Genomic DNA, 19,350 nt, shown 5'->3' with positions numbered 1-19,350 from the left:
CGAGCGGAGGCGCGACCGGGTCCGGTACGGAGCGGCGGGCAGGGGACGGCCCGCCGCTCCGTCATTTCTCCGTCTGCCGGGTGACCATGACCTCGATGCCGGCGATCAGCACGTCCAGGGCGTAGTCGAAGTCGCGGTCCCAGACGACGCTGAGGCTGTCGTGCGAGGTCCGCTCGTCGAGGATCTCCTTCAGGCCCTCCACCTTGTCCGTGTACACCGGGTCGTCCCGGAAGGCGCTCACCGAGTCCGCGTAGAACTCGTCCTGCGACATCCCGGCCTCCGCCGCGCGCCGGCCGAACTGGGACTCGATCGTCCCGTAGCCGTACACGAACTGGAAGACCGCCGACATCGCGCTCGGCCGGCGGTCCAGCCGGAGGCCGGTCTCCGCGATCGTGTCGTGGATCTTCTGGCCGACGGCGATCGAGTTCGGTCCGATGTTGAGGTACTGGCCGGCGCTCGGCGACATCCACGCGTGGCGGACCAGCATCCGCCGGTAGTCCAGGGCGAGCAAGCGGATCCGGTCCTGCCAGTCCCCGGCCGCGTCGACCGCCGCGAGGTCGATCTCGCCGTAGACGCTGTCCATCGCGTACTCGAGGATGTCGTCCTTGGTGTCGACGTACCAGTACAGCGACATCGCCGTGACGCCGAGCTCGGTCGCGAGCTTGCGCATCGACAGCTTGGCCAAGCCCTCGTCGTCGAGCATCCGGATGGCGGCGGCGACGATCCGGTCGCGGTCGAGGCCGGCGGGGCCGCCGCCGCTGCGGGCGGCCCTCTCCTCCAGCCAGACGCTGGAACGCGCCGGGTTCTTGGCCCGATCGGCTGCCTTGACCATCGCGTTCCTCCGTCTGTCAGCGGTCCGTCACCATGCTAGGCAGCGACCGGCTTCTCGGCGCCCGCGGCCTTCTCCGCGCGCTCGGCCGCGGCCCGCTCCGCGCGCTCGGCCCGCTGGAGGAGGGCTCCGGCGACCAGGCCGCCGACGAAGACGGCGACGGCGCCGACCAGCTGGCTGGTCTGGAGGCCGGAGGCGAACGCGTCGGAGATCGCCCGGCGCTCCGCCTCGCCCCCGGCGGCGGCCAGCGCGGCGGGGAGCGAGGTCGCGGTGACGGCGACGAGCGCGGCGAAGCGGGCGTTGAGCACGGCTCCGAGGACCGCGACGCCGAGGCCGTTGCCGAACTCGGCGAGGGTGCCGTTGATCCCGGCGCCCACACCGGCCTTCTCCGGCGGGATCGAGCTCATGATCGCGTTGGCCATGGCCGGGGAGGAGACGGCGATGCCGCCGCCCATCAGGACCAGGCCGAGGAGCATGCCCGCGTAACTGCCGTCCGTGCCGCCGCCGAGCAGCGAGATCGAGGTGAGACCGGCGGCCACCAGGGTCATGCCGACGACGACGGTGGGCGGGGTGCCGAGCTTCATGACGATCCTCGGGCCGACGCCGGTCAGGTTGAGGCCGACGATCGTCAGCGCCAGCGGCGCCATCCGCAGCCCCGCCTCGAGCGGCTCGTACCCGAGCACGAACTGCAGGTGCTGGGTGAGGAGGAAGAGCGAGCCTCCCATGCCGAAGACGACCAGGATCGAACCGCCGATGGCGCCGACGAACTTCTGGTTGCGGAAGAAGTGCATGTCGAGCATCGGGTACGGGGTGTGCAGCTCCCACAGGGCGAAGGCGCCGAGGCCGGCGACGCCGACGGCGGCCGGGACCAGGACCTCTGCGGAGAGCCAGCCGTGCTCGGGGCCGCTGATGATCGCGTACACGACGGCGGTCATGCCGATGGTGGAGAGCAGCGCGCCGAGCAGGTCGGGGCGCTCGCCCTGGGGGTTCTTGGACTCGGGGACCAGCTTGAGGACGGCGACGAGCGCGGCGACCGCGACCGGGATGTTGATCAGGAAGATCATTCCCCACCAGAAGTGGTTCAGGATCACGCCGCCGATCAGCGGGCCGCCGGCGAAGCCCAGCGAGGCGACGGTGGACCAGAGCGCGATGGCCTTGACCCGCTCCGCGTCGTCGAAGATCTGCATGACGACGGCGAGGGTCGTGGTCATCAGGAGCGCGCCGCCGACGCCCATGCCCGCGCGGGCGGCGATCAGCTGCGTGGTGGAGTCGGCGAGGCCGGCGGCGAGCGAGCCGAGGCCGAAGAGCGCGAGGCCGATGGCGAGCATCTTCTTGCGGCCGTAGCGGTCGGCCGCGTTGCCCGCGCTGAGCAGCAGGCCGGACTGGACGAGCGAGTACGCGTTGATCATCCACTGGATGTCGGTGGTGGACGCGTGGAGTTCGGAGGTCAGCGACGGGATGGCGACGCCGAGCACGGTGTTGTCGAGCAGCACGGTGAGCTGGGCGAGGCAGATGACGCCGAGGATCAGCCAGCGCTGGGGGTGACCGCCGGTGGCGGTCGGTTCGGTCGCGGCGGTCGTCGCCGTCATGGGAAGCACTCCTTGTACGGTGTACGGGACTGGGTCTCGTACACCGTACAAGGGCTCTCGTACGCTGTATAGCGATTTCTGTCGGGCTACTTCTCCCGCGTCAGGTCGTAGAAGGCGGAGCCGCCGATCGTGACCGTCTCGAAGGTGTCCTGGACCCACGCGGTGATCTGGGCGCTCGTGCCGTTCCCGCCCATGCCGCCGCCACCGCCGGAGACGAAGTAGTGGATCTTCCCGTCGGCGACGTACTGCTTGAACCGGTCGAGCGTCGGGGACGGGTCGCTGCCGTTGAAGCCGCCGATCGCCATCACCGGCTTCTCGGTGGCGAGCTGGTAACCGGCCGCGTTCTGCGCGCCCACGGCGGCGGCGACCCAGGTGTAGTCGTCGGCGTCCTTGAGCAGGGCCGCCTTGGCCTCCTTACCGACGCTGGAGCCGTTGAGGAGCCCGCCCATGCCGCCACCGCCGCCGGGGCCTTCACCGCGGGTGGCGCCCTGGGGCATTCCTTGCGGCATGCCCTGGGGCATTCCCTGGGGCATGCCTTGCGGCAGGGTGCCGCCGCCCTGACCGCCGGGCATCTGGCCGCCGGGCATCTGCTGTCCGCCGCCGGTCCGGCCGTTCTGGCCGCCTTGACCGTTCTGGCCGCCGGGGAACATCCCGCCGCCCTCGAACATCCGGCCGCCGCCCGGGCCGCGACCGCCCATCGCCGCACCAGCGGGGCCCGCCGTCACGATCGAGCCCTGGTGGCCGGCGTTCACCGTCTCCAGGGTGTACGCGAAGGGGCCCGCGAGCCCTGAGACCAGGCCGAGGCCGGCCACCGCGAGCCCGAGGCGGCGGTCGGTGCGGCCCGAGAACAGCAGCCCGAGCGCGGCCACCGCGCCCGAGACCAGGACGGCCCAGCGCAGCCACGGCAGCCAGTCCGGGGTGCGGCCGAGGAGCGTCCAACCCCACCAGGCCGTGGCGACCACCGTCACGGCGAGCGCCGCCGAGGCGAACCACCGGGTGCGCTCCTCCCACAGCACGGCCGCGCCCATGCCGACGAGCGCGGCGACGTACGGGGCGAGGGCCACCGTGTAGTACTCGTGGAAGATGCCGGCCATGAAGCTGAAGACGGCGAGGGTGATCAGGAGCGAGCCGCCCCAGGCCAGGAATGCCGAGCGGGCCGTGTCGGTGCGGGGCGCCCGCCAGGTGACGACGAGTCCCGCGGCGAGCAGGATCAGCGCGGCCGGGAGCAGCCAGGAGATCTGACCGCCGATCGAGTCGTTGAACATCCGGCCGATCCCGGTCTCGCCCCAGCCGCCGCCCTGGCCGCCGCCGCGGCCGCCGCCGACGCTCCCGGTCTCGTTGCCGTTGATGCGGCCGAGGCCGTTGTAGCCGAAGGTCAGCTCCAGGAAGCTGTTGTTCTGCGAGCCTCCGACGTACGGGCGCGAGGACGCCGGCCACAGCTCGACCAGCGCCACCCACCAGCCCGCCGAGACGAGCATCGCGAGCCCGGCGAGGGCCAGCTGGCCGATCCGGCGGCCGAGCGCGCCCGGCGCGCACACCCCGTAGACGAGGGCGAGCGGCGGCAGGATCAGGAAGGCCTGGAGGGTCTTCGCGAGGAACGCGAACCCGAAGGCCACCCCCGCCCACACCAACCACTTCGCGCCCTTCTCCTGCTCCAGGGCGCGCAGCACGCAGTACACGGCGACCGTCATGAGCAGCGCGAGCAGCGCGTCCGGGTTGTTGAAGCGGAACATCAGCGCGGCGACCGGCGTCAGCGCGAGAACCGCCCCCGCGATCAGGCCCGCGCCGGCGCCGAAGCGGCGCCGCACGGCCGCGTACAGCACCGCGACCGTGCCCACGCCCATGAGCACCTCGGGCACGAGGATCTGCCAGGAGCCGAGACCGAAGAGACGGACGGAGAGCGCCATCGGCCACAGGGCGGCCGGCGGCTTGTCGACGGTGATGGCGTTGGCCGCGTCGAGCGAGCCGAAGAAGAACGCCTTCCAGCTCTCGCCGCCGGCCTGGACGGCCGCGGAGTAGAAGGAGTTGGCGTACCCGGAGGCGCTCAGGTTCCACAGGTACAGCAGCGTGGTGGCGACGAGCAGGCCGAGGAAGGCGGGCCGGACCCAGGGGGCGTCCTCGGCGCGCCCGCGCCACAGGCGGGCGAGCCGGCCGCTCCCGGTCGCGGCGTGGGCCGCCGGGGCCGTCGGGGACAGGGTGGTCATCGTTCGTTCCTTGCTGAGGTCGCCGAGGTCTGCGAGGTGGGCCGGTCGGGGAAGACCCAGAGCCGGAAGAGGAGGAAGCGAAGGACGGTCGCGGCGAGATTGGCCACGATCAGGACGGCGAGCTCGGTGGAGTGCGCCGGATCGCCCGTCGCCGCGCCGAGCGCCGCGAGCGAACCGCTGGTCAGGGCAAGGCCGATGGCGAAGACCACGAGCCCCTGCGCCTGGTGGCGGACCGCCCGGTCCCGGCCCCGCACCCCGAAGGTGAGGCGCCGGTTGGCCGCCGTGTTGGCGACGGCCGAGACCAGGAGGGCGGCGGCGTTGGCGAGTTGCGGGCCCAGGCCGAGCCGGAAGGCCGAGTACAGCGCGAGGTAGAAGAGCGTGGACAGGACGCCGACCGCGCAGAAGCCGACCAGCTGGCGTGCGAGCCCGCCCGGCACCCCGCTCAGGTCGCGGTCCCGGGGGTCGTCGCCGAAGGGGCGGGCGAGCCGGTCGAGCGGCAGCGAACCGGTGGCGAGCGCCCGCCCGACCCGCAGCACGCCCTTCAGGTCGTCGGTGGCGGTCTTCACGATGTGCACGGTCGAGTCGGGGTCGTCGACCCAGTCGACGGGCACCTCGTGGATGCGCAGCCCGGCCCGCTCGGCGAGGACCAGCATCTCGGTGTCGAAGAACCAGCCGGTGTCCTCGACCATCGGGAGGAGCCGCTCGGCGACCTCCCGCCGTATGGCCTTGAACCCGCACTGCGCGTCCGAGAACCGGGCGGCGAGCGAGCCGCGCAGGATCAGGTTGTACGCCCGCGAGATGAACTCGCGCTTCGGCCCGCGCACCACCCGCGAGGAGCGGGCCAGCCGGGAGCCGATCGCCAGGTCGGAGTGGCCCGAGATGAGCGGCGCGACCAGCGGGAGCAGCGCGTTCAGGTCCGTCGACAGGTCGACGTCCATGTAGGCGAGGACGGGCGCGTCCGAGCCCGACCACACCGTCCGCAGCGCCCGGCCGCGTCCCTTCTGCTCCAGCCGCACGGAGCGCACCTCGGGCACCTCGGCGGCGAGGGCGGCGGCGACCTCGGGGGTCGTGTCGGTGGAGGCGTTGTCGGCGACGGTGATGCGGAAGCCGTACGGGAAGGTCCTGAGGAGGTGCTCGTGGAGCCGGCGGACGCACGGCTCCAGGTCCTTCTCCTCGTTGTAGACGGGGATCACCACGTCCAGGACGGGCCGTCCGGCGACGTTCACCGGCAGGTGCTCCCGGGCGGGGAGGGCGTCGGACCTTCCGCCGGACGTTCCGTCGGGCCGTGCATCGGACCGTCCGTCGGGCCTCCCGGAGGCCGCGGACGCGGGTCCCGCGATCGTTGTGGTTCGCATGGCACCGACATTCGCCGGGCCCGCTGTCACGCCTGTGTGATGAGCCTGTGCCCTGCCTGTGAGTTCTCGGCCGCGGGCAGGCGCACCGCGAACACGGTCCGCCCCGGGGCGCTTTCCACGCCCACCTCGCCGCCGTGCGCGTGGACGACCGCGCGCACGATGGCGAGCCCGAGGCCGGTGGACCCGGCGTGCCGGGAGCGGGAGGCGTCACCGCGCGCGAACCGCTCGAAGACGGCGGGCAGCAGGTCCGGCGGGATGCCGGGGCCGTCGTCCTCGATCTCGACGCACACCGCCGAGGCGTCCGTACGGACCCGGCCGGTGACCTTCGTGCCGGGCGGGGTGTGGGTACGGGCGTTGGCGAGGAGGTTGACCAGGACCTGCTGGAGCCGGGCGCCGTCGGCCCGTACGACCCCGGTGTCCGAGGGCAGTTCGAGGCGCCAGTGGTGCTCGGGCCCGGCGGCGCGGGCATCGCTCACCGCGTCCACGACGAGCGGGACGAGGTCGGTGGTCTCGTACGAGAGCGGCCGTCCGGCGTCGAGCCGGGCGAGCAGCAACAGGTCCTCCACCAGGCCCGTCATCCGGGTCGCCTCCGACTCGATCCGGCCCAGCGCGTGGCGGGTGTCGGGCCCGCACTCCTCCCGGCCGCGCCGGGTGAGCTCCGCGTACCCCCGGATCGAGGCGAGCGGCGTGCGCAGTTCGTGGCTGGCGTCGGCGACGAACTGCCGCACCCGGGTCTCGCTCTGCTGCCGGGCGTCGAGAGCCGAGTGGACGTGGTCGAGCATCCGGTTCAGGGCCGCGCCGACCTGGCCGACCTCGGTCCGCGGATCGGCCTCCGCCTCCGGGACCCGCTGGTTCAGCGCCACCTCGCCGCTGTGCAGCGGCAGCCGGGCGACCTGACGGGCCGTGATGGCGACCCGCCGCAGCGGGCGCAGCGCCACCCGCACGAGGACCGTCCCGGCGAGCGAGGCCGCGACGAGCCCTGCGCCGGTGACGCTCAGCTCGACGAGCACGAGGGTGGACAGCGCGTCCTCCACCTCGGCGAGCGGTATGCCCGTGAGGAACTCGCCGTGCGTCCCGACGGCGTACTCGACCCGGTACGAGCCGAGGCCGCCGGGCAGCTCGACGGTGTGCGGGCGGCCGTCCCGGGGGACGGCGGCGAGGGCGGCCCGCTGGGCCGCGTCGAGCTCCTTGACCCGGAACTTCGGGCCGTACACACCGCTGTCGTCGGCCTCCGCCTGGTATCCGGCGGTGGAGACCGCTCCGGCCGTGAGGACGGCGCCGAGCGTGCCGCTCGGCACGCCCGGCCCGACGACGAAGGCGAGCGGCTCGCGGTCCCGCACCGGATCGGGCGCGGGCATGGCGACCGGCGGCCCGGCGGCCCGGTTCGAGACGGCCCGCACCTGCTCGTCGGCCTGGTCGTACAGGTACGACCGGAAGGCGATCGTCGTCACCGTCCCGATCACCGCCGCGACGACCGCGATCAGCGCGACCGCCGACACGACGAGCCGGGTCCGCAGCGACCAGGGCCGCCCACGTCGTCCGCGCACGGGGCGCTACTCCCCCGGCTTGATGAGATAACCCACCCCGCGCCGGGTGTGGATCATCGGGGACCGGCCCACGTCGATCTTCCGGCGGAGGTAGGAGATGTAGAGCTCGACGACGTTGGCCTGGCCGCCGAAGTCGTACGACCAGACCCGGTCCAGGATCTGCGCCTTGCTGAGGACCCGGCGCGGATTGCGCATGAGGTAGCGCAGCAGCTCGAACTCGGTGGCGGTGAGGTGGATCGACTCCCCGCCCCGGGTGACCTCGTGGCTGTCCTCGTCGAGGGTGAGGTCCCCGACGGTGAGCAGCGACTCGCTGCGCGCCTGCGCGGCCCCGGACCTGCGGATGAGTCCGCGCAGCCGGGCCACCACCTCCTCCAGGCTGAAGGGCTTGGTGACGTAGTCGTCGCCGCCCGCCGTGAGCCCGGCGATCCGGTCCTCGACGGCGTCCTTCGCCGTCAGGAACAGCACCGGTACGTCGGGCAGCTCGCGCCGGATGCGGCCGAGCAGGCTCAGCCCGTCGACGTCGGGCAGCATGATGTCGAGGATCACCACGTCGGGGCGGAACTCGCGCACCGTCCGCAGGGCGGCGGCCCCGTCCCCCGCGCTGCGGACCTGCCAGCCCTCGTAGCGCAGGGCCATCGAGAGCAGCTCGGCGAGCGAGGCCTCGTCGTCGACGACGAGGACGCGGACGGCGGTGCCGTCGGCACGGAGCATGTCGGCACGGGTGCCGACGCCGGCGCTGGTGCTTCGCGTGGTCACGGTCATGGCACCCACGCTGTCCGGCGCCGCTGAGATCCCCCTTTCCCTTTCCTGTGAATTCCCTGAGAAAGGTCTCAGGCGGCGGGCGGCGGAGGTTTCACGTGAAACAACGCGGCCCCGTTCTCGTAGAGGACCCGCCGGAGCCAGTCGTCCCCGAGCCCGAGCCGCTCCAGGGCGTCGAGCTGGTGGACGTACGGATACGGGATGTTCGGGAAGTCCGAGCCGAGGAGGATCCGGTCACCGAGGTCGACCAGCCGCTTGCGCTCCGCCTCCGGGAAGGGTGCGAGCCGCTCGCTGAAGTCGGTGAACGCCATGGTGGTGTCCAGATGGACGCCCTCGTACCGCTGCGCCAGGTTCAGGAAGTCCCCGTACTCCGGCATCCCCATGTGCGCGACGATCACCCGCAGCCTCGGGTGCCGGGCGAGCAGCCGCCACATGGGCCCCGGCCCGGTGAAGTTCCCCGGCGTCGGCCCGGAGCCGCAGTGCACGACGACGGGGGTACCGCTGTCGGCGAGTGCTCCCCAGGAACTGTCGAGCTCGATGTCGGTCGGGTCGAACCCGCCCACCTGGAGGTGCACCTTGAAGACCCGTGCCCCGGCGTCGAGCGCCTGGTGAACGTACTTGTTCACGCCCGGCTCGGGGAAAAGCGTCGCGGTGTGCAGGCAGTCGGGGGTGCGGGCGGCGAAGTCGGCGGCCCAGGAGTTCAGCCAGGCGGCCATGCCGGGCTTGTGCGGGTAGAGCATCGCCGTGAAGGCGACCGCCCCGAACCCGCGCAGGAGCGCGAGCCGCCGCTCCTCCTCCTCGCGGTAGGTGATGGGCCACTCCACGCCGGTCAGCGGACCGACGGCGTCGAAGTACGCCCACACCTTGTCGAGGACGTTCTGCGGCATGAAGTGCGTGTGCACGTCCACGAGCCCGGGGATCCCGAGCCTCGCCGGCAGATCCGAGGGGTCACTCGCGCTCAAAGCCGTAACTCCGCTCGACCTTGCCGATGTGGACGCTGTAGCTCTCGTACCAGTGCTCCCGCCCATGCGCCTTGGCCGCCTGGTGCGCGGTGTCGAGGCGCCAGGAGTCGAGCGACTCCAGATCGCGGAAGTAGGCGACGGTGATGCCGATGCCACCGGGGGTGCGGGCCGACTCGTAGCCGAGGAAACCGGGAACCTTCTGGACGATCTCCTGCATCCGGGCGGAGGTCTCGGCGTAGCCCTCGGGGGCTTCGGGACGGACGGAAGTGAACACGGCGGTGTAGTAGGGCGGTTCGAGGCCCGCCACCAGCTTGGGAGTCATGTGATCACCCTCGCCGGGGCGGCGGCGGGATGTCCACGGCGCCCGGGGAAAGGGATCCAAGACTTTACGAAGCGGAGTACGGGGATCAGAACAGCCCCTCCTGCGCGCTCCCGGCCACCGGAACCGCCGCCGCCACCACCGGCACCGAGAAGCCCTCCCCCGCCCCCGCGGCCTCCAGGACCCAGCCGCCCATGACCCGGGTGTCGAGCGCGAGGCAGCGGCCGTCGGGCGCCAGGAGGTGCAGGTCGGGTCCGGCGGCGGCGAGCAGCCGACCGGTGACGACACCCCCGTCGACCAGTTCGGCGACCGTGCCGGCGAGCGGCGGCAGCCCGTCCAGGTGGAAGGCGCCGGCATGGTCGCGCGCGGCGAACTCCAGCGGCTCCAGGGTCTCCGTCCACCCGCCGACACCCCCGGCCCGCCGGTGCAGTTCCCCCACCTCGCGGGCGCGTTCACCGGCGGGCGGCAGGGCGTGCCGCACGGCGCGCTTCCGCTCGTACGCCACCCGGTCCGGCACGCCGAGGGCCTGCCGCAGCACCTCCTCGGTGCGCCGCGCCGCCATCAGCGGGCCGCGGCCGAGCCAGCTGAACGTGACCGCCCCCTGCTCCAGGAGCCGCGCCTCGCCCCGGGCCTCCGCCGTGATGCCGACCTTGGTCATCCCGGGCCCGAACCAGGCCAGGTACACGCGGTACGGCTGCGGGTCGTCGGCGACGGTGTCCGCGGCCACCGAATGGGCCCGGTCGAGCCGCGCGCACTCCGGACACCGCCCGCCGGTGGCCCGCCCCGGCACCACGGCCTCCAGCGGGCACGGATTCCCCCGGGCCCCGGGACACCGCCGCACACCGACGGCCCGGAACGCGAGCTCCTGCCCGTAGCCGAGCGCGCTCACCCTCCCGCCCCGCCACCGCAGTCCGGGCACCCCACCGGCCCAGCCGAGACCCCGACACCGCCACTCCACGCCCCGCACCTCCTCACCCTCCCGAGCCACCCCGACCATCCGGGCACCCCGGCCCTCGTCCCGGTACCCAGTCTCCGGCACGCCGCCCTGCCCCTCCCCGTCCCCTCCGTGCCCGCTCTCCCGCTCCCCCGCTCCCCTCCCCGGCCCCGGTCCCGGCCCCCCAGCACGGGATGGCCCCGGCCCCGGTCCCCTCCTCCCCCTCCCTCCCCCTCTCGCCTCCCTACGGGGGCAGGTTCACGGCAGGACGTAGATCCGGGTCCCGTCCGGGTCGGGGCCGCCGACCTCCCGCATGCAGCCGCGCTCGATGAGGAGACGTACGCAGTCCCGCACGCGCTCGCCGGAGAGGCCGGTGCTGCGGGTGACGTCCTGGGCCCGGTAGCGGACGCCGCCCCGGACGAGCGCGGGCGCGAGGCAGGTGGCGACGGTCCGCACGTCCCCCGTGATCGCCCAGGAGTCGACGAGCTCCTGCGCGGTGAGTTCGACGACGGAGTCCGAGGTGCGCTGGCGCGGCACGGCGAGCCTCTCAAGGGAGTCGGCGACCCTTGAGAGGCTGCAGCGGGTCGCGCGCAGCAGTTCCGCGTACTCGGCGGACCCGGCGGATTCGGCGAACTCGGCGCAGGCGGTCGCTTGCTCGTCGAACCGGCCCTCCAGTCGTACGAGGACGTCGACGAGGTCCGGCGGCAGCACGAACCCGGAGTCCACCGGGGAGCGTTCGAGTCGGTAGCCCCCGTTCCGCTGGACCGCCGCCACCATCTCCGCGACCCATGCCCGGAACGGCCCGGCCTCGGGTCTGCCGCAACCCCCGACGAGGTGGACGAGCCCCTGGAGGCTCACCATCCGCGCCGAGGCCCGGATGCCGCACCGGGCGAGTATCCCGGTGCCGCCGGCCAGCTCCCGCGCGGAAGCCAGGCACCCCGCGGGCAGCGCCGCACCGCGCAGCGCCTCGCGGGACCCGGCGTACCCCAGCCGCTTCGCCACGTCCGTGACGGGGAACCAGTACGACCCGTCCGGCGCGGTCAGCCGCCGCAGCCGGGCCCCGGTGGCCACCCGCACCAAGTCATCGATGTCGATCGCGTCCATCGATCATCACCTCCGTATCGGACGTTAGGCCGAAGGCATATTCAACTGACATGGAAATCAGACAGGTTCACCCAAATGGGGATCCTTGCCGAGCGGGGTGCTCGGACTAAAATCCGAACCATGCCTCTGACCTTGAGCGACGTCGACCGGTTCGAGGCTTCCAGGCGCCGCCTGGAGGCCATCGCCTACCGCCTCCTCGGTTCCGCGAGCGAGGCCGAGGACGCCGTGCAGGACACCTTCCTGCGCTGGCAGGCCGCCGACGTCGACCGCATCGAGGTCCCCGAGGCATGGCTGACGAAGGTCCTCACCAACCTGTGCCTCAACCAGCTCACCTCGGCCCGCGCACGGCGCGAGACGTACGTGGGCGAGTGGCTGCCCGAACCGCTGCTCTCCGGCGACCCGATGCTCGGCCCCGCCGACACCGCCGAGCAGCGCGAATCCGTCTCGTACGCCGTCCTCGCCGTCATGGAGCGCCTCTCCCCCAACGAGCGCGCGGTGTACGTGCTGCGGGAGGCCTTCGACTACCCGCACCGGGAGATCGCGGAGATCCTCGACATCAGCGAGGCGTCCTGCCAGCAGATCTTCCACCGCGCCAAGAAGCACGTCGCCGCCGGCAAGGCCCGCACCGAGATCAGCGACGCCGAGGCCCGGCGGATCGTCGAGGAGTTCCTCGCGGCCGCCACCACCGGGAAGACCGAGCCGCTCGTCCGGCTGCTCACCGCGGACGCCATCGCGATCGGCGACGGCGGCGGGAAGGTCCCGGCCCGCGCCAAGGCGTTCGAGGGCGCCCTCGCGGTCGCGACGTTCATGCGCGGCCTGTTCAAGCCCAGCACCGCCAAGCGCACCATCATCGGCGGCTCGCCCGACGTCTACGCCACGACCGCCAACGGCGCCCCCGCCGTCGTCGCCGTCCTCGACGGCCGGGTCGTCGGCATCATGTGCCTGGAGGTCGGCGCCGACGGCATCATCGCCTTCCGCAACCAGGTCAACCCCGACAAGCTCGACCGCGCGACGCGGATCTGGGCGGCCTCCGACCACGGCGCGCCGCTGATGGAAGCCGCGTTCTGACACCCCTCACCACCATGTGACCTGCTTCACACTCGCCACCTGTCAGGAATCGACGGGCTGCCCGGTTCAAGTCACGAAACCGCGAGCGAGACAGGAGCAGGCACATGCAGCAGCACCGCATCATCGTCCTCGGAGCCGGCTACACCGGAGCCATCGCCGCCGGGCGCCTCGCCAAGCAGCTGCACCGCGAGGACGTCGCCATCACCCTGGTGAACCCCGAGCCCGACTTCGTCGAGCGCGTCCGCCTGCACCAGCTGGCGGTCGGCCAGGACCTCAAGCCCCGGCCGTTCGGCGAGATGTTCGCCGGCACCGGCGTCGAACTGAAGCTCGCGACGGTGACCGCCGTCGACGCCGAGCGCCGGACCGTCACCGTCACCGCCCCGAACGGCGCCGAGGAGCTGGAGTACGACACCCTCGTCTACGCCCTCGGCAGCGGCTGGGACACCCAGGGCGCCCCTGGCACCACCGAGCACGCCCACGAGATCTCCAGCCGCCCCGGAGCGCTGCGGCTGCGCGACCGCCTCGCCGCCCTGGAGGCCGGACGGTCCGTGGTCGTCGTCGGCGGCGGCCTCACCGGCCTGGAGGCCGCGACCGAGATCGCCGAGGCCCGCCCCGACCTCGACGTCGCCCTCGCCGCCCGCGGCGGCCTCGGCGACTGGCTCTCGCCCAAGGGCCGGCAGCACGTGCGGAAGGTCTTCGACCGCCTCGGCATCACCGCGCACGAGAACACCTCCGTCACCGGCGTCGAGGCCGACCGGATCATCACCACCGACGGCCCCGTACCCGCCGCGGTCACCGTCTGGACCACCGGCTTCGCGGTCCACCCCATCGCCCGCGCCACCACCCTCGACGTCACCGAGACCGGCCGCATCATCGTCGACGACACCATGCGCTCGGTCTCCCACCCCGACGTGTACGCCATCGGCGACGCCGCCCTCGCCATGGGCCCCGGCGACAAGCCGCTGCGCATGTCCTGCGCCTCGGGCACCCCCATGGCCTGGCAGGCCGCCGACGCCATCGCCGCCCGCCTCACCGGCGGCAAGCTCCCGAAGACCGCCCCGCGCTACTTCAACCAGTGCATCTCGCTCGGCCGCCGCGAAGGCCTCATCCAGTACGTCACCGCCGACGACCGCGCGGTCAGCGCCGCCCTCACCGGCCGCCTCGCCGCCCGCTACAAGGAGTTCATCTGCAAGGCCGCCGCCTGGGGCGTCGCCAACCCCACCCTCGGCGTCCCCACCCGCCGCCGCCACGCCCAGCTCCACCCGGCCACCCCCGCCAAGGCCACCGCCTGACCCCGCCCGCGGCCCCGACCGCCCCCGACCCCACCAGAGGCCCCCCGGACCGATCCGCGGGGCCTCCACCCACCCCTCACACCCCGAACAACGCAAGAGGCCCGGACTCTCGTCCGGGCCTCTTGTCCATGTGCACTCGGCAGGATTCGAACCTGCAACCTTCTGATCCGTAGTCAGATGCTCTATCCGTTAAGCTACGAGTGCTTGTTTTTAGTTCTTGTCTCCGTTCCCCGGCCCTTTCGGCCCGCTGTCCCGGCGACAGGAAGAACATTACATGACTGCCGCCGCCATGTGAAATCCATTGCCCCCACCCCTTGTGACCTGCGAAAACGTCGGGATGGGGTGGAGTGGGACGGGGAGGGGAGCGCGGGTGGTGAAGGGGGTTGGGGGGTAGGAACGGGGCGGAAGGAGACGGGGGTCACACGAGGTGTGGGGTGGGGCGGAAACGGCCGAAGCCCCGGCCTTGGGGGCCGGGGCTTCGGTGGGGGCGGAGGCGGAGGGATTTGAACCCTCGATGGGCTTGAAGGCCCAAACCGCATTAGCAGTGCGGCGCCATAGACCGGACTAGGCGACGCCTCCTCGCACCTCGCGCATACGCGTTTGGTGCGTGCAGATGATGACACAGGCGAACCGGGTGTCACCAATCGATTCTCACCGTACTAGGCAGGGGGGGTCCAGGGCAAAGCCCAGGGGTGGGTCGTGGCGTGGGTCCGCACGGAGCACCCCGGTTGCGCAACGCGGCGGCGGTCGGAGCGTTAGAGGGGGCGGGCGCGCCGTGCGTCCGCGTGTGACGCCACCTCGTGCTCCTGGAGATCCGAATGCTGCGCAGCCTCGTCCTCGCGACCCTCGCCACCGCCGCCGGGACGGCCGGGTTGGGGCCGCTGCCGCCGCTGCCGCTGCTTTCGGGGCCCGAGGGGCCCGAGACGCTCACGGTGACGGTCGAGAAGAGCGGGCATCCGGCGGCGGACGGCACGTTCGAGCTGACGTGCGACGGCCGGGCCGAGGGGAACCATCCGGCGGCGGAGGACGCCTGCAAGCGGCTGGAGCAGCTGGCGGGGGAGGGGGCGGACCCGTTCAAGTCGGTGCCGCAGGACGCGCTCTGCACGCAGGTGTACGGCGGGCCCGCGCTCGCGCACGTCACGGGCACCTGGCAGGGCCGTAAGGTCGACGCCCGGTTCTCCCGCGCGAACGGTTGCGAGATCGACCGCTGGGCGAACCTGGAGCCGGTCCTTCCGATCGTCCGGGGATGACGCCCGGAGGCTCCCTTAGACTCCCCTCAGTGACAGGCTGCGGCCCGAGGGGCAAGATGGGGCCGCGGTCGATGGGCAAGCACGTGCAGTGGGTCTGGGAGGAAGCGTCGTCGTGAGCAGCAGGCCATCCCGAGGCGCTGCTCGCCTCGCAGCGATACTCGACGCCCTTCCCGACGGCCTCGTGCTCGTCAACTGCAACGGCACGGTCGTCAACGCCAACACGATCGCCCTCGGCATGTTCGAGACGCCCGGTACCGCGCTCGTCGGCCGCGGCCTGCTCGACCTGCTGCCCGGCTTCGACTCGCGCCTCATCCCCGGCTCCATGCGACGCCCCGAGGGCACCGACGAGCGGGGCCGCACCAAGCCGGCCCGGATGATCGCCCGCCGTACCGACGGCAGCGAGTTCGCCGTCGAGGTGACCAGCGCCAGCCTGGAGGACGGCCGCGAGGCCTACGACTCGTACGGCGGCTACACCGGCGACGAGCTCCTCATGCTCGTCGTGCGGGACCTCACCGGCACCCTCGACACCGAGGCCGAACTCGCCCGCTCGCAGCGCCAGACCGAGATGATCCTGCGCGCCGCGGCCGAGGGCGTGGTCGGCACGGACACCGACGGCCGGGTCGTCCTGGTCAACCCCGCCGCCGCGCAGATCCTCGGCTACCGCGCCGGCGAGCTCGGCGGCCAGGAGCTGCACCCCCTGATCCTCGCGAAGCGCGCGGACGGCGAGCCGTTCCCGTACGAGGAGTCGCCGCTCGCCGACACCCTCAAGTCCGGCCGGAAGCACCGGGTCCGCGGGCAGGTCCTGTGGGCGAAGAAGGGCGACCGGGTGCCGGTCGACCTGACGACCGCTCCCGTGCGGGACGGGGACCAGCTCGTCGGCGCGGTGATGACCTTCACCGACCGCAGGCCGTACGAGGAGCTCGCCGAGCAGCACGCCGCCGAGCTCGCCGACCGTGCCGAGCGGCACGCGGCCGAGCGGGAGGCGCAGCAGGAGCGGTACGCCTCGCTGGCGGCCCGGCACGAGCAGCTGACGGCGGTCCTCGCCGAGTCGCTGCGCGGCCCGCTCGATGAGCTGCGCACCCAGCTGGGCACCCTCGCCGCCGACGACGCCGGGCAGCTGTGGCCCGAGGCCAACCAGGTGCTGCACCACCTCGCCGCCGGGTACGCCCGCATGACGGCGCTCGTGGACAACGTCCTGGGCTACCAGCGCCTCGACGCGGGCACGGAGGAGCTGGAGAAGCGGGTCGCGCTCCTCGACGGGGTCGTGACGGCCGGCATCGACGGGGCCGTCGAGCTGATCGGGCCCGGCCGCGCGCAGTTCGCGGTGCACGCGCCGCCGATCGAGGCCGAGATCGACCCGGTCCGGCTCGCGACCGCGCTCTCGCACCTCGTCGCGGACGTCGCCGGTGTCGACGCGACCGGCAAGAACCGGGCGACCGCCCAGGGCTCCGTGCCCACCGACTCCACGATCGTCGTCGCGGCCGCACAGCGCGGCGACGTCGTGCGCATCGAGGTCCGCGGCCCGTACGCGGGCGGCGACCCGGTCCACGGGCCCGTCGTGCGCGGGATCGTCGCGGCGCACGGCGGTGTCGTGCAGACCCACGAGGTGCCGGGCACGAGCGGCGGCGCGTACGTCCTCGAAGTACCGCTCGGTGCCGGTCGCGGCACCGTCCCGCCCGCACCGCGGAACGACGCGCCGGAGGGCGGTGGCGGCGGCCGGGAGGCCCTCGCGCTGCCGGCCCAGGCCACGTCGTCCGGAACGGGCACCGGCTCGGACATGGGCATGGGTACGGGCACGGGTGCAGACACGAGCTCGGTTTCGGGTCCGGGTTCGGGCTCCGTGGTCGGCGCGAGTGCCGATTCCGGTGCCGGTGCCGACGCGGTCCCGGTGCCGGTCTCCGGATCGGACACCTCCGGTGGGGGGCGCCGGCGTGCCCGGCGCGGTTCCACCGACGCGTTCCTGGAGAGTGCGGTCGCGCCCGAGGGTGACGCGCGGGTCGGCGCCGAGCCCAGTGGGCGCCGCCGTGCGCGTACGGGAGAGGCCGGCGCTCCGGCCGAGCTGATCCCGGCCCAGCAGAACGCGGCCGTGGACGCCCCCGCCGTCGTACCGGCCGGTGCCGCCGGGGTCGTCGACCCCGCGGGCCGTGTGGAGCCCACCGGGCGCCGTCGGGGCCGTCCCGCCGAGGGTGCCGTGGTGACCGCCGCCGAGGGCGCGCAGGGGCGTGCCGCGCTGGGGGCCGCCGTCCCGCCGCAGGGGGTCGCCGTCGAGCCCGTGGGGGCGCCCGCCCTCGCCCGGGCCCTGCCGGCCGTCTCGTCCGGCGAGGACGCGCCCGTGGAGCAGCCGAGCGGCCGTCGCCGCCGGGCGCTGGCCGCGGCGCAGGAGCGTGCGGCCGCTGCCGACGCGGGGCCGCGGACGCCGTTCGCGCTGCCGCCGGCGGACGCCGACCGTGCGCCCGATGCGGCGGAGGGCGGCGGTCTCTCCGCCGTTCCCGGGCCGTCCGCCGTTGCCGGGACGGGTTCCGTTCACGAGCTTGGAGCCGCTTCCGGGATGGGCTCCGCTCCCGAACTTGGAGCCGTTCCCGGGCTCGGTTCCGTGCCCGTACCCGGGTCCCTGCCCGTGCCCGATTCCCTGCCCGTCGCCTCGTCCTCGCCGCTGCCCATGGCCGGTGCGCCCGTCGCTCCGGCGGGCGGTGCGCTGCCGGTGGGCGACGAGGGGCGGCACGAGGCCGTACGGGGTGTGCCGGGCGCCGACCACACGCCTCCGCAGCCGCATCCGCTGCCCAGGTCCCCGCTGCCCGAGGAGCTTCGGGACGGGCCGCAGGCCGAGGCGACCGGGCGTCGCCGGGCCGTGGCGCCGCCGGCCCCGCGGGACGGCGCTGAGGTCGAGACGCGGAACGTCACCGATTCCGGGACGGGCACGGGTTCGGGTTCGGGGACCGGCACCGGTTCCGTACCGCTGCCGCCCGAGTTGCCGATGCCGAAGGACTCGACGCAGGGGCGGGCGTTCAGCGTCCGTACGCTCGGGCAGGGCGTGCCCTTCGTGCCGCCCGCGCCGGTGGCCGCCGCGACGCCTGGCTTGCCCCCTGCCGCACCCTCCAACGGGTCGGGGAGGCGGCGGAAGCTCGCGACGCCGCCCGAGATGGACCCGCCGGTGCCGGCGGCGCTGCCCGCAGCGGCCGAGGCCGAGGCGAGGCCGCACCCGCAGTCCTCGCCCGAGGCCGCGCTCGGGCTCGTCCCGGCAGCGCCCGAGGGGCGCGCGTACGCCATAGGGGCGCCCGCCGAGGGCTCCGCCGAAGGTCCCGAGCCGCTCGACGGTCCCGGCGGCGCGGTCGAGGTCGCCAACCGGCCGGCTCCGCGTCCCGTCGACGACGAGCTGCCGCCGGAGCCCCTCGACAACCCGCGCCGGCTGCTCGTCTGGCCCGCGCCCGACGTCGCCACCCAGCAGGCGTTGAGCGACCGCGGCTACCGGCCGGTGATCGTGCACTCCCGCGAGGAGGTCGACGCGCAGATCGCCGCGTTCCCGGCCGCGCTGTTCGTCGACCCGCTGACCGGGCCGATCACCCGCACCGCGCTCCAGTCGCTGCGCCAGGCGGCCGTCGCCGCCGAGGTGCCGGTGCTGCTCGCGGCGGGGCTGGGGCAGGCGACCAGGGAGGCGGCGTACGGCGCCGATCCGGCCGTGCTCCTCAAGGCGCTCGCGCCGCGCGACAGCGAGCAGCACCCGTCCCGGGTCCTGCTGATCGAGGAGCACGAGGACATCGCGGACGCGCTCGCGGCCACGCTGGAGCGGCGCGGGATGCAGGTGTCCCGGGCGGCGACGGACACGGAGGCGGTCGCGCTCGCCACGGAGACGCGGCCGAACCTGGTCGTCATGGACCTGATGCAGGTGCGCCGCCGCCGGGCCGGGATCATCGACTGGCTGCGGGCGAACGGGCAGTTGAACCGCACCCCGCTCGTCGTCTACACCTCGGTCGACCTCGACGAGGAGGAGCTGCCGAAGCTGTCCTCCGGCGAGACGGTCCTCTTCCTCGCCGAGCGGTCGAACAGCACCGAGGTCCAGGCCCGGATCGTCGACCTGCTCGCGAAGATCGGCACCAACTAGGCACGGAAAAGGGAAAAGGGAGGGCGCCCCCGCCCTCCC

At 73.5% G+C, this 19,350-nt stretch carries 14 protein-coding genes and 2 tRNA genes; 4 read left to right on the top strand and 12 right to left on the bottom strand.

Features of this window, described 5'->3' with window-relative positions; translation table 11 throughout:
* Nucleotides 1-61 precede the first annotated feature (61 nt).
* From ACFCY7_RS06420 to ACFCY7_RS06375, 10 genes are all read right to left on the bottom strand, one after another.
* Nucleotides 62-832: a TetR/AcrR family transcriptional regulator gene (locus tag ACFCY7_RS06420; RefSeq protein WP_376481852.1), complete on the bottom strand. Its 771-nt coding sequence runs from the start codon at nucleotides 830-832 to the stop codon at nucleotides 62-64.
* A gap of 35 nt (nucleotides 833-867) precedes the next feature.
* Entirely contained in the window at nucleotides 868-2,418 is a 1,551-nt protein-coding gene (locus tag ACFCY7_RS06415) for an MFS transporter (protein WP_376481851.1), read from the bottom strand.
* Nucleotides 2,419-2,504: 86 nt separating this feature from the next.
* Entirely contained in the window at nucleotides 2,505-4,622 is a 2,118-nt protein-coding gene (locus ACFCY7_RS06410) for an ArnT family glycosyltransferase (protein ID WP_376481850.1), read from the bottom strand.
* The gene (locus tag ACFCY7_RS06405; protein WP_376481849.1) at nucleotides 4,619-6,007 is read right to left on the bottom strand and encodes a glycosyltransferase; all 1,389 of its coding nucleotides are present in this window, start codon (nucleotides 6,005-6,007) and stop codon (nucleotides 4,619-4,621) included. The genes ACFCY7_RS06410 and ACFCY7_RS06405 overlap by 4 nt, the downstream gene beginning before the upstream one ends.
* Nucleotides 6,004-7,524, bottom strand: a complete 1,521-nt coding sequence (locus ACFCY7_RS06400) for a sensor histidine kinase (protein WP_376481847.1) — start codon at nucleotides 7,522-7,524, stop codon at nucleotides 6,004-6,006. The genes ACFCY7_RS06405 and ACFCY7_RS06400 overlap by 4 nt, the downstream gene beginning before the upstream one ends.
* Before the next feature lie 6 nt (nucleotides 7,525-7,530).
* Complete coding sequence (locus tag ACFCY7_RS06395) at nucleotides 7,531-8,286, bottom strand: response regulator transcription factor (RefSeq protein WP_376481845.1); 756 nt, start codon at nucleotides 8,284-8,286, stop codon at nucleotides 7,531-7,533.
* A 68-nt stretch (nucleotides 8,287-8,354) separates the two neighbouring features.
* Nucleotides 8,355-9,245, bottom strand: a complete 891-nt coding sequence (locus ACFCY7_RS06390; RefSeq protein WP_376481843.1) for an amidohydrolase family protein — start codon at nucleotides 9,243-9,245, stop codon at nucleotides 8,355-8,357.
* Nucleotides 9,232-9,567: an antibiotic biosynthesis monooxygenase family protein gene (locus ACFCY7_RS06385; protein WP_376481840.1), complete on the bottom strand. Its 336-nt coding sequence runs from the start codon at nucleotides 9,565-9,567 to the stop codon at nucleotides 9,232-9,234. The genes ACFCY7_RS06390 and ACFCY7_RS06385 overlap by 14 nt, the downstream gene beginning before the upstream one ends.
* Before the next feature lie 85 nt (nucleotides 9,568-9,652).
* Complete coding sequence (locus ACFCY7_RS06380; protein WP_376481880.1) at nucleotides 9,653-10,561, bottom strand: DUF2797 domain-containing protein; 909 nt, start codon at nucleotides 10,559-10,561, stop codon at nucleotides 9,653-9,655.
* 195 nt (nucleotides 10,562-10,756) lie between these two features.
* Nucleotides 10,757-11,602 (bottom strand): BRO family protein, encoded by an 846-nt coding sequence (locus ACFCY7_RS06375; RefSeq protein ID WP_376481839.1) that lies wholly within the window; start codon nucleotides 11,600-11,602, stop codon nucleotides 10,757-10,759.
* 120 nt (nucleotides 11,603-11,722) lie between these two features.
* Between ACFCY7_RS06375 and ACFCY7_RS06370 the strand changes: the two genes are divergently transcribed.
* Complete coding sequence (locus ACFCY7_RS06370) at nucleotides 11,723-12,670, top strand: RNA polymerase sigma-70 factor (protein ID WP_376481837.1); 948 nt, start codon at nucleotides 11,723-11,725, stop codon at nucleotides 12,668-12,670.
* A 104-nt stretch (nucleotides 12,671-12,774) separates the two neighbouring features.
* Entirely contained in the window at nucleotides 12,775-13,962 is a 1,188-nt protein-coding gene (locus tag ACFCY7_RS06365) for an NAD(P)/FAD-dependent oxidoreductase (protein WP_376481835.1), read from the top strand.
* A gap of 131 nt (nucleotides 13,963-14,093) precedes the next feature.
* Here ACFCY7_RS06365 and ACFCY7_RS06360 read toward each other — a convergent pair.
* Nucleotides 14,094-14,166 (bottom strand) — tRNA-Arg (locus ACFCY7_RS06360).
* Between the two features lie 284 nt (nucleotides 14,167-14,450).
* Nucleotides 14,451-14,541 (bottom strand) — tRNA-Ser (locus ACFCY7_RS06355).
* 239 nt (nucleotides 14,542-14,780) lie between these two features.
* Here ACFCY7_RS06355 and ACFCY7_RS06350 point away from each other — a divergent pair.
* Nucleotides 14,781-15,212, top strand: coding sequence for an SSI family serine proteinase inhibitor (locus tag ACFCY7_RS06350; protein WP_376481833.1), 432 nt, complete (start codon nucleotides 14,781-14,783; stop codon nucleotides 15,210-15,212).
* A gap of 112 nt (nucleotides 15,213-15,324) precedes the next feature.
* On the top strand, nucleotides 15,325-19,311 hold the full coding sequence (locus ACFCY7_RS06345; RefSeq protein ID WP_376481831.1) for a PAS domain-containing protein: 3,987 nt from the start codon (nucleotides 15,325-15,327) through the stop codon (nucleotides 19,309-19,311).
* Nucleotides 19,312-19,350 lie beyond the last annotated feature (39 nt).

This window comes from Streptomyces sp. NPDC056361 (genome assembly GCF_042262805.1).
Classification (GTDB): domain Bacteria; phylum Actinomycetota; class Actinomycetes; order Streptomycetales; family Streptomycetaceae; genus Streptomyces.
Note: the sequence above shows the minus strand (reverse complement) of the source record. Positions and strands in the feature narration are given on the sequence as shown.

Excerpts from the sequence above, each read along its gene's own strand:
- ACFCY7_RS06420 (WP_376481852.1), bottom strand. The coding sequence starts at position 832 with ATGGTCAAGGCAGCCGATCGGGCCAAGAACCCGGCGCGTTCCAGCGTC.
- ACFCY7_RS06365 (WP_376481835.1), top strand. The coding sequence starts at position 12,775 with ATGCAGCAGCACCGCATCATCGTCCTCGGAGCCGGCTACACCGGAGCC.
- ACFCY7_RS06350 (WP_376481833.1), top strand. The coding sequence starts at position 14,781 with ATGCTGCGCAGCCTCGTCCTCGCGACCCTCGCCACCGCCGCCGGGACG.
- ACFCY7_RS06375 (WP_376481839.1), bottom strand. The coding sequence starts at position 11,602 with ATGGACGCGATCGACATCGATGACTTGGTGCGGGTGGCCACCGGGGCC.
- ACFCY7_RS06415 (WP_376481851.1), bottom strand. The coding sequence starts at position 2,418 with ATGACGGCGACGACCGCCGCGACCGAACCGACCGCCACCGGCGGTCAC.
- ACFCY7_RS06385 (WP_376481840.1), bottom strand. The coding sequence starts at position 9,567 with ATGACTCCCAAGCTGGTGGCGGGCCTCGAACCGCCCTACTACACCGCC.
- ACFCY7_RS06370 (WP_376481837.1), top strand. The coding sequence starts at position 11,723 with ATGCCTCTGACCTTGAGCGACGTCGACCGGTTCGAGGCTTCCAGGCGC.
- ACFCY7_RS06380 (WP_376481880.1), bottom strand. The coding sequence starts at position 10,561 with ATGGTCGGGGTGGCTCGGGAGGGTGAGGAGGTGCGGGGCGTGGAGTGG.
- ACFCY7_RS06395 (WP_376481845.1), bottom strand. The coding sequence starts at position 8,286 with ATGACCGTGACCACGCGAAGCACCAGCGCCGGCGTCGGCACCCGTGCC.
- ACFCY7_RS06410 (WP_376481850.1), bottom strand. The coding sequence starts at position 4,622 with ATGACCACCCTGTCCCCGACGGCCCCGGCGGCCCACGCCGCGACCGGG.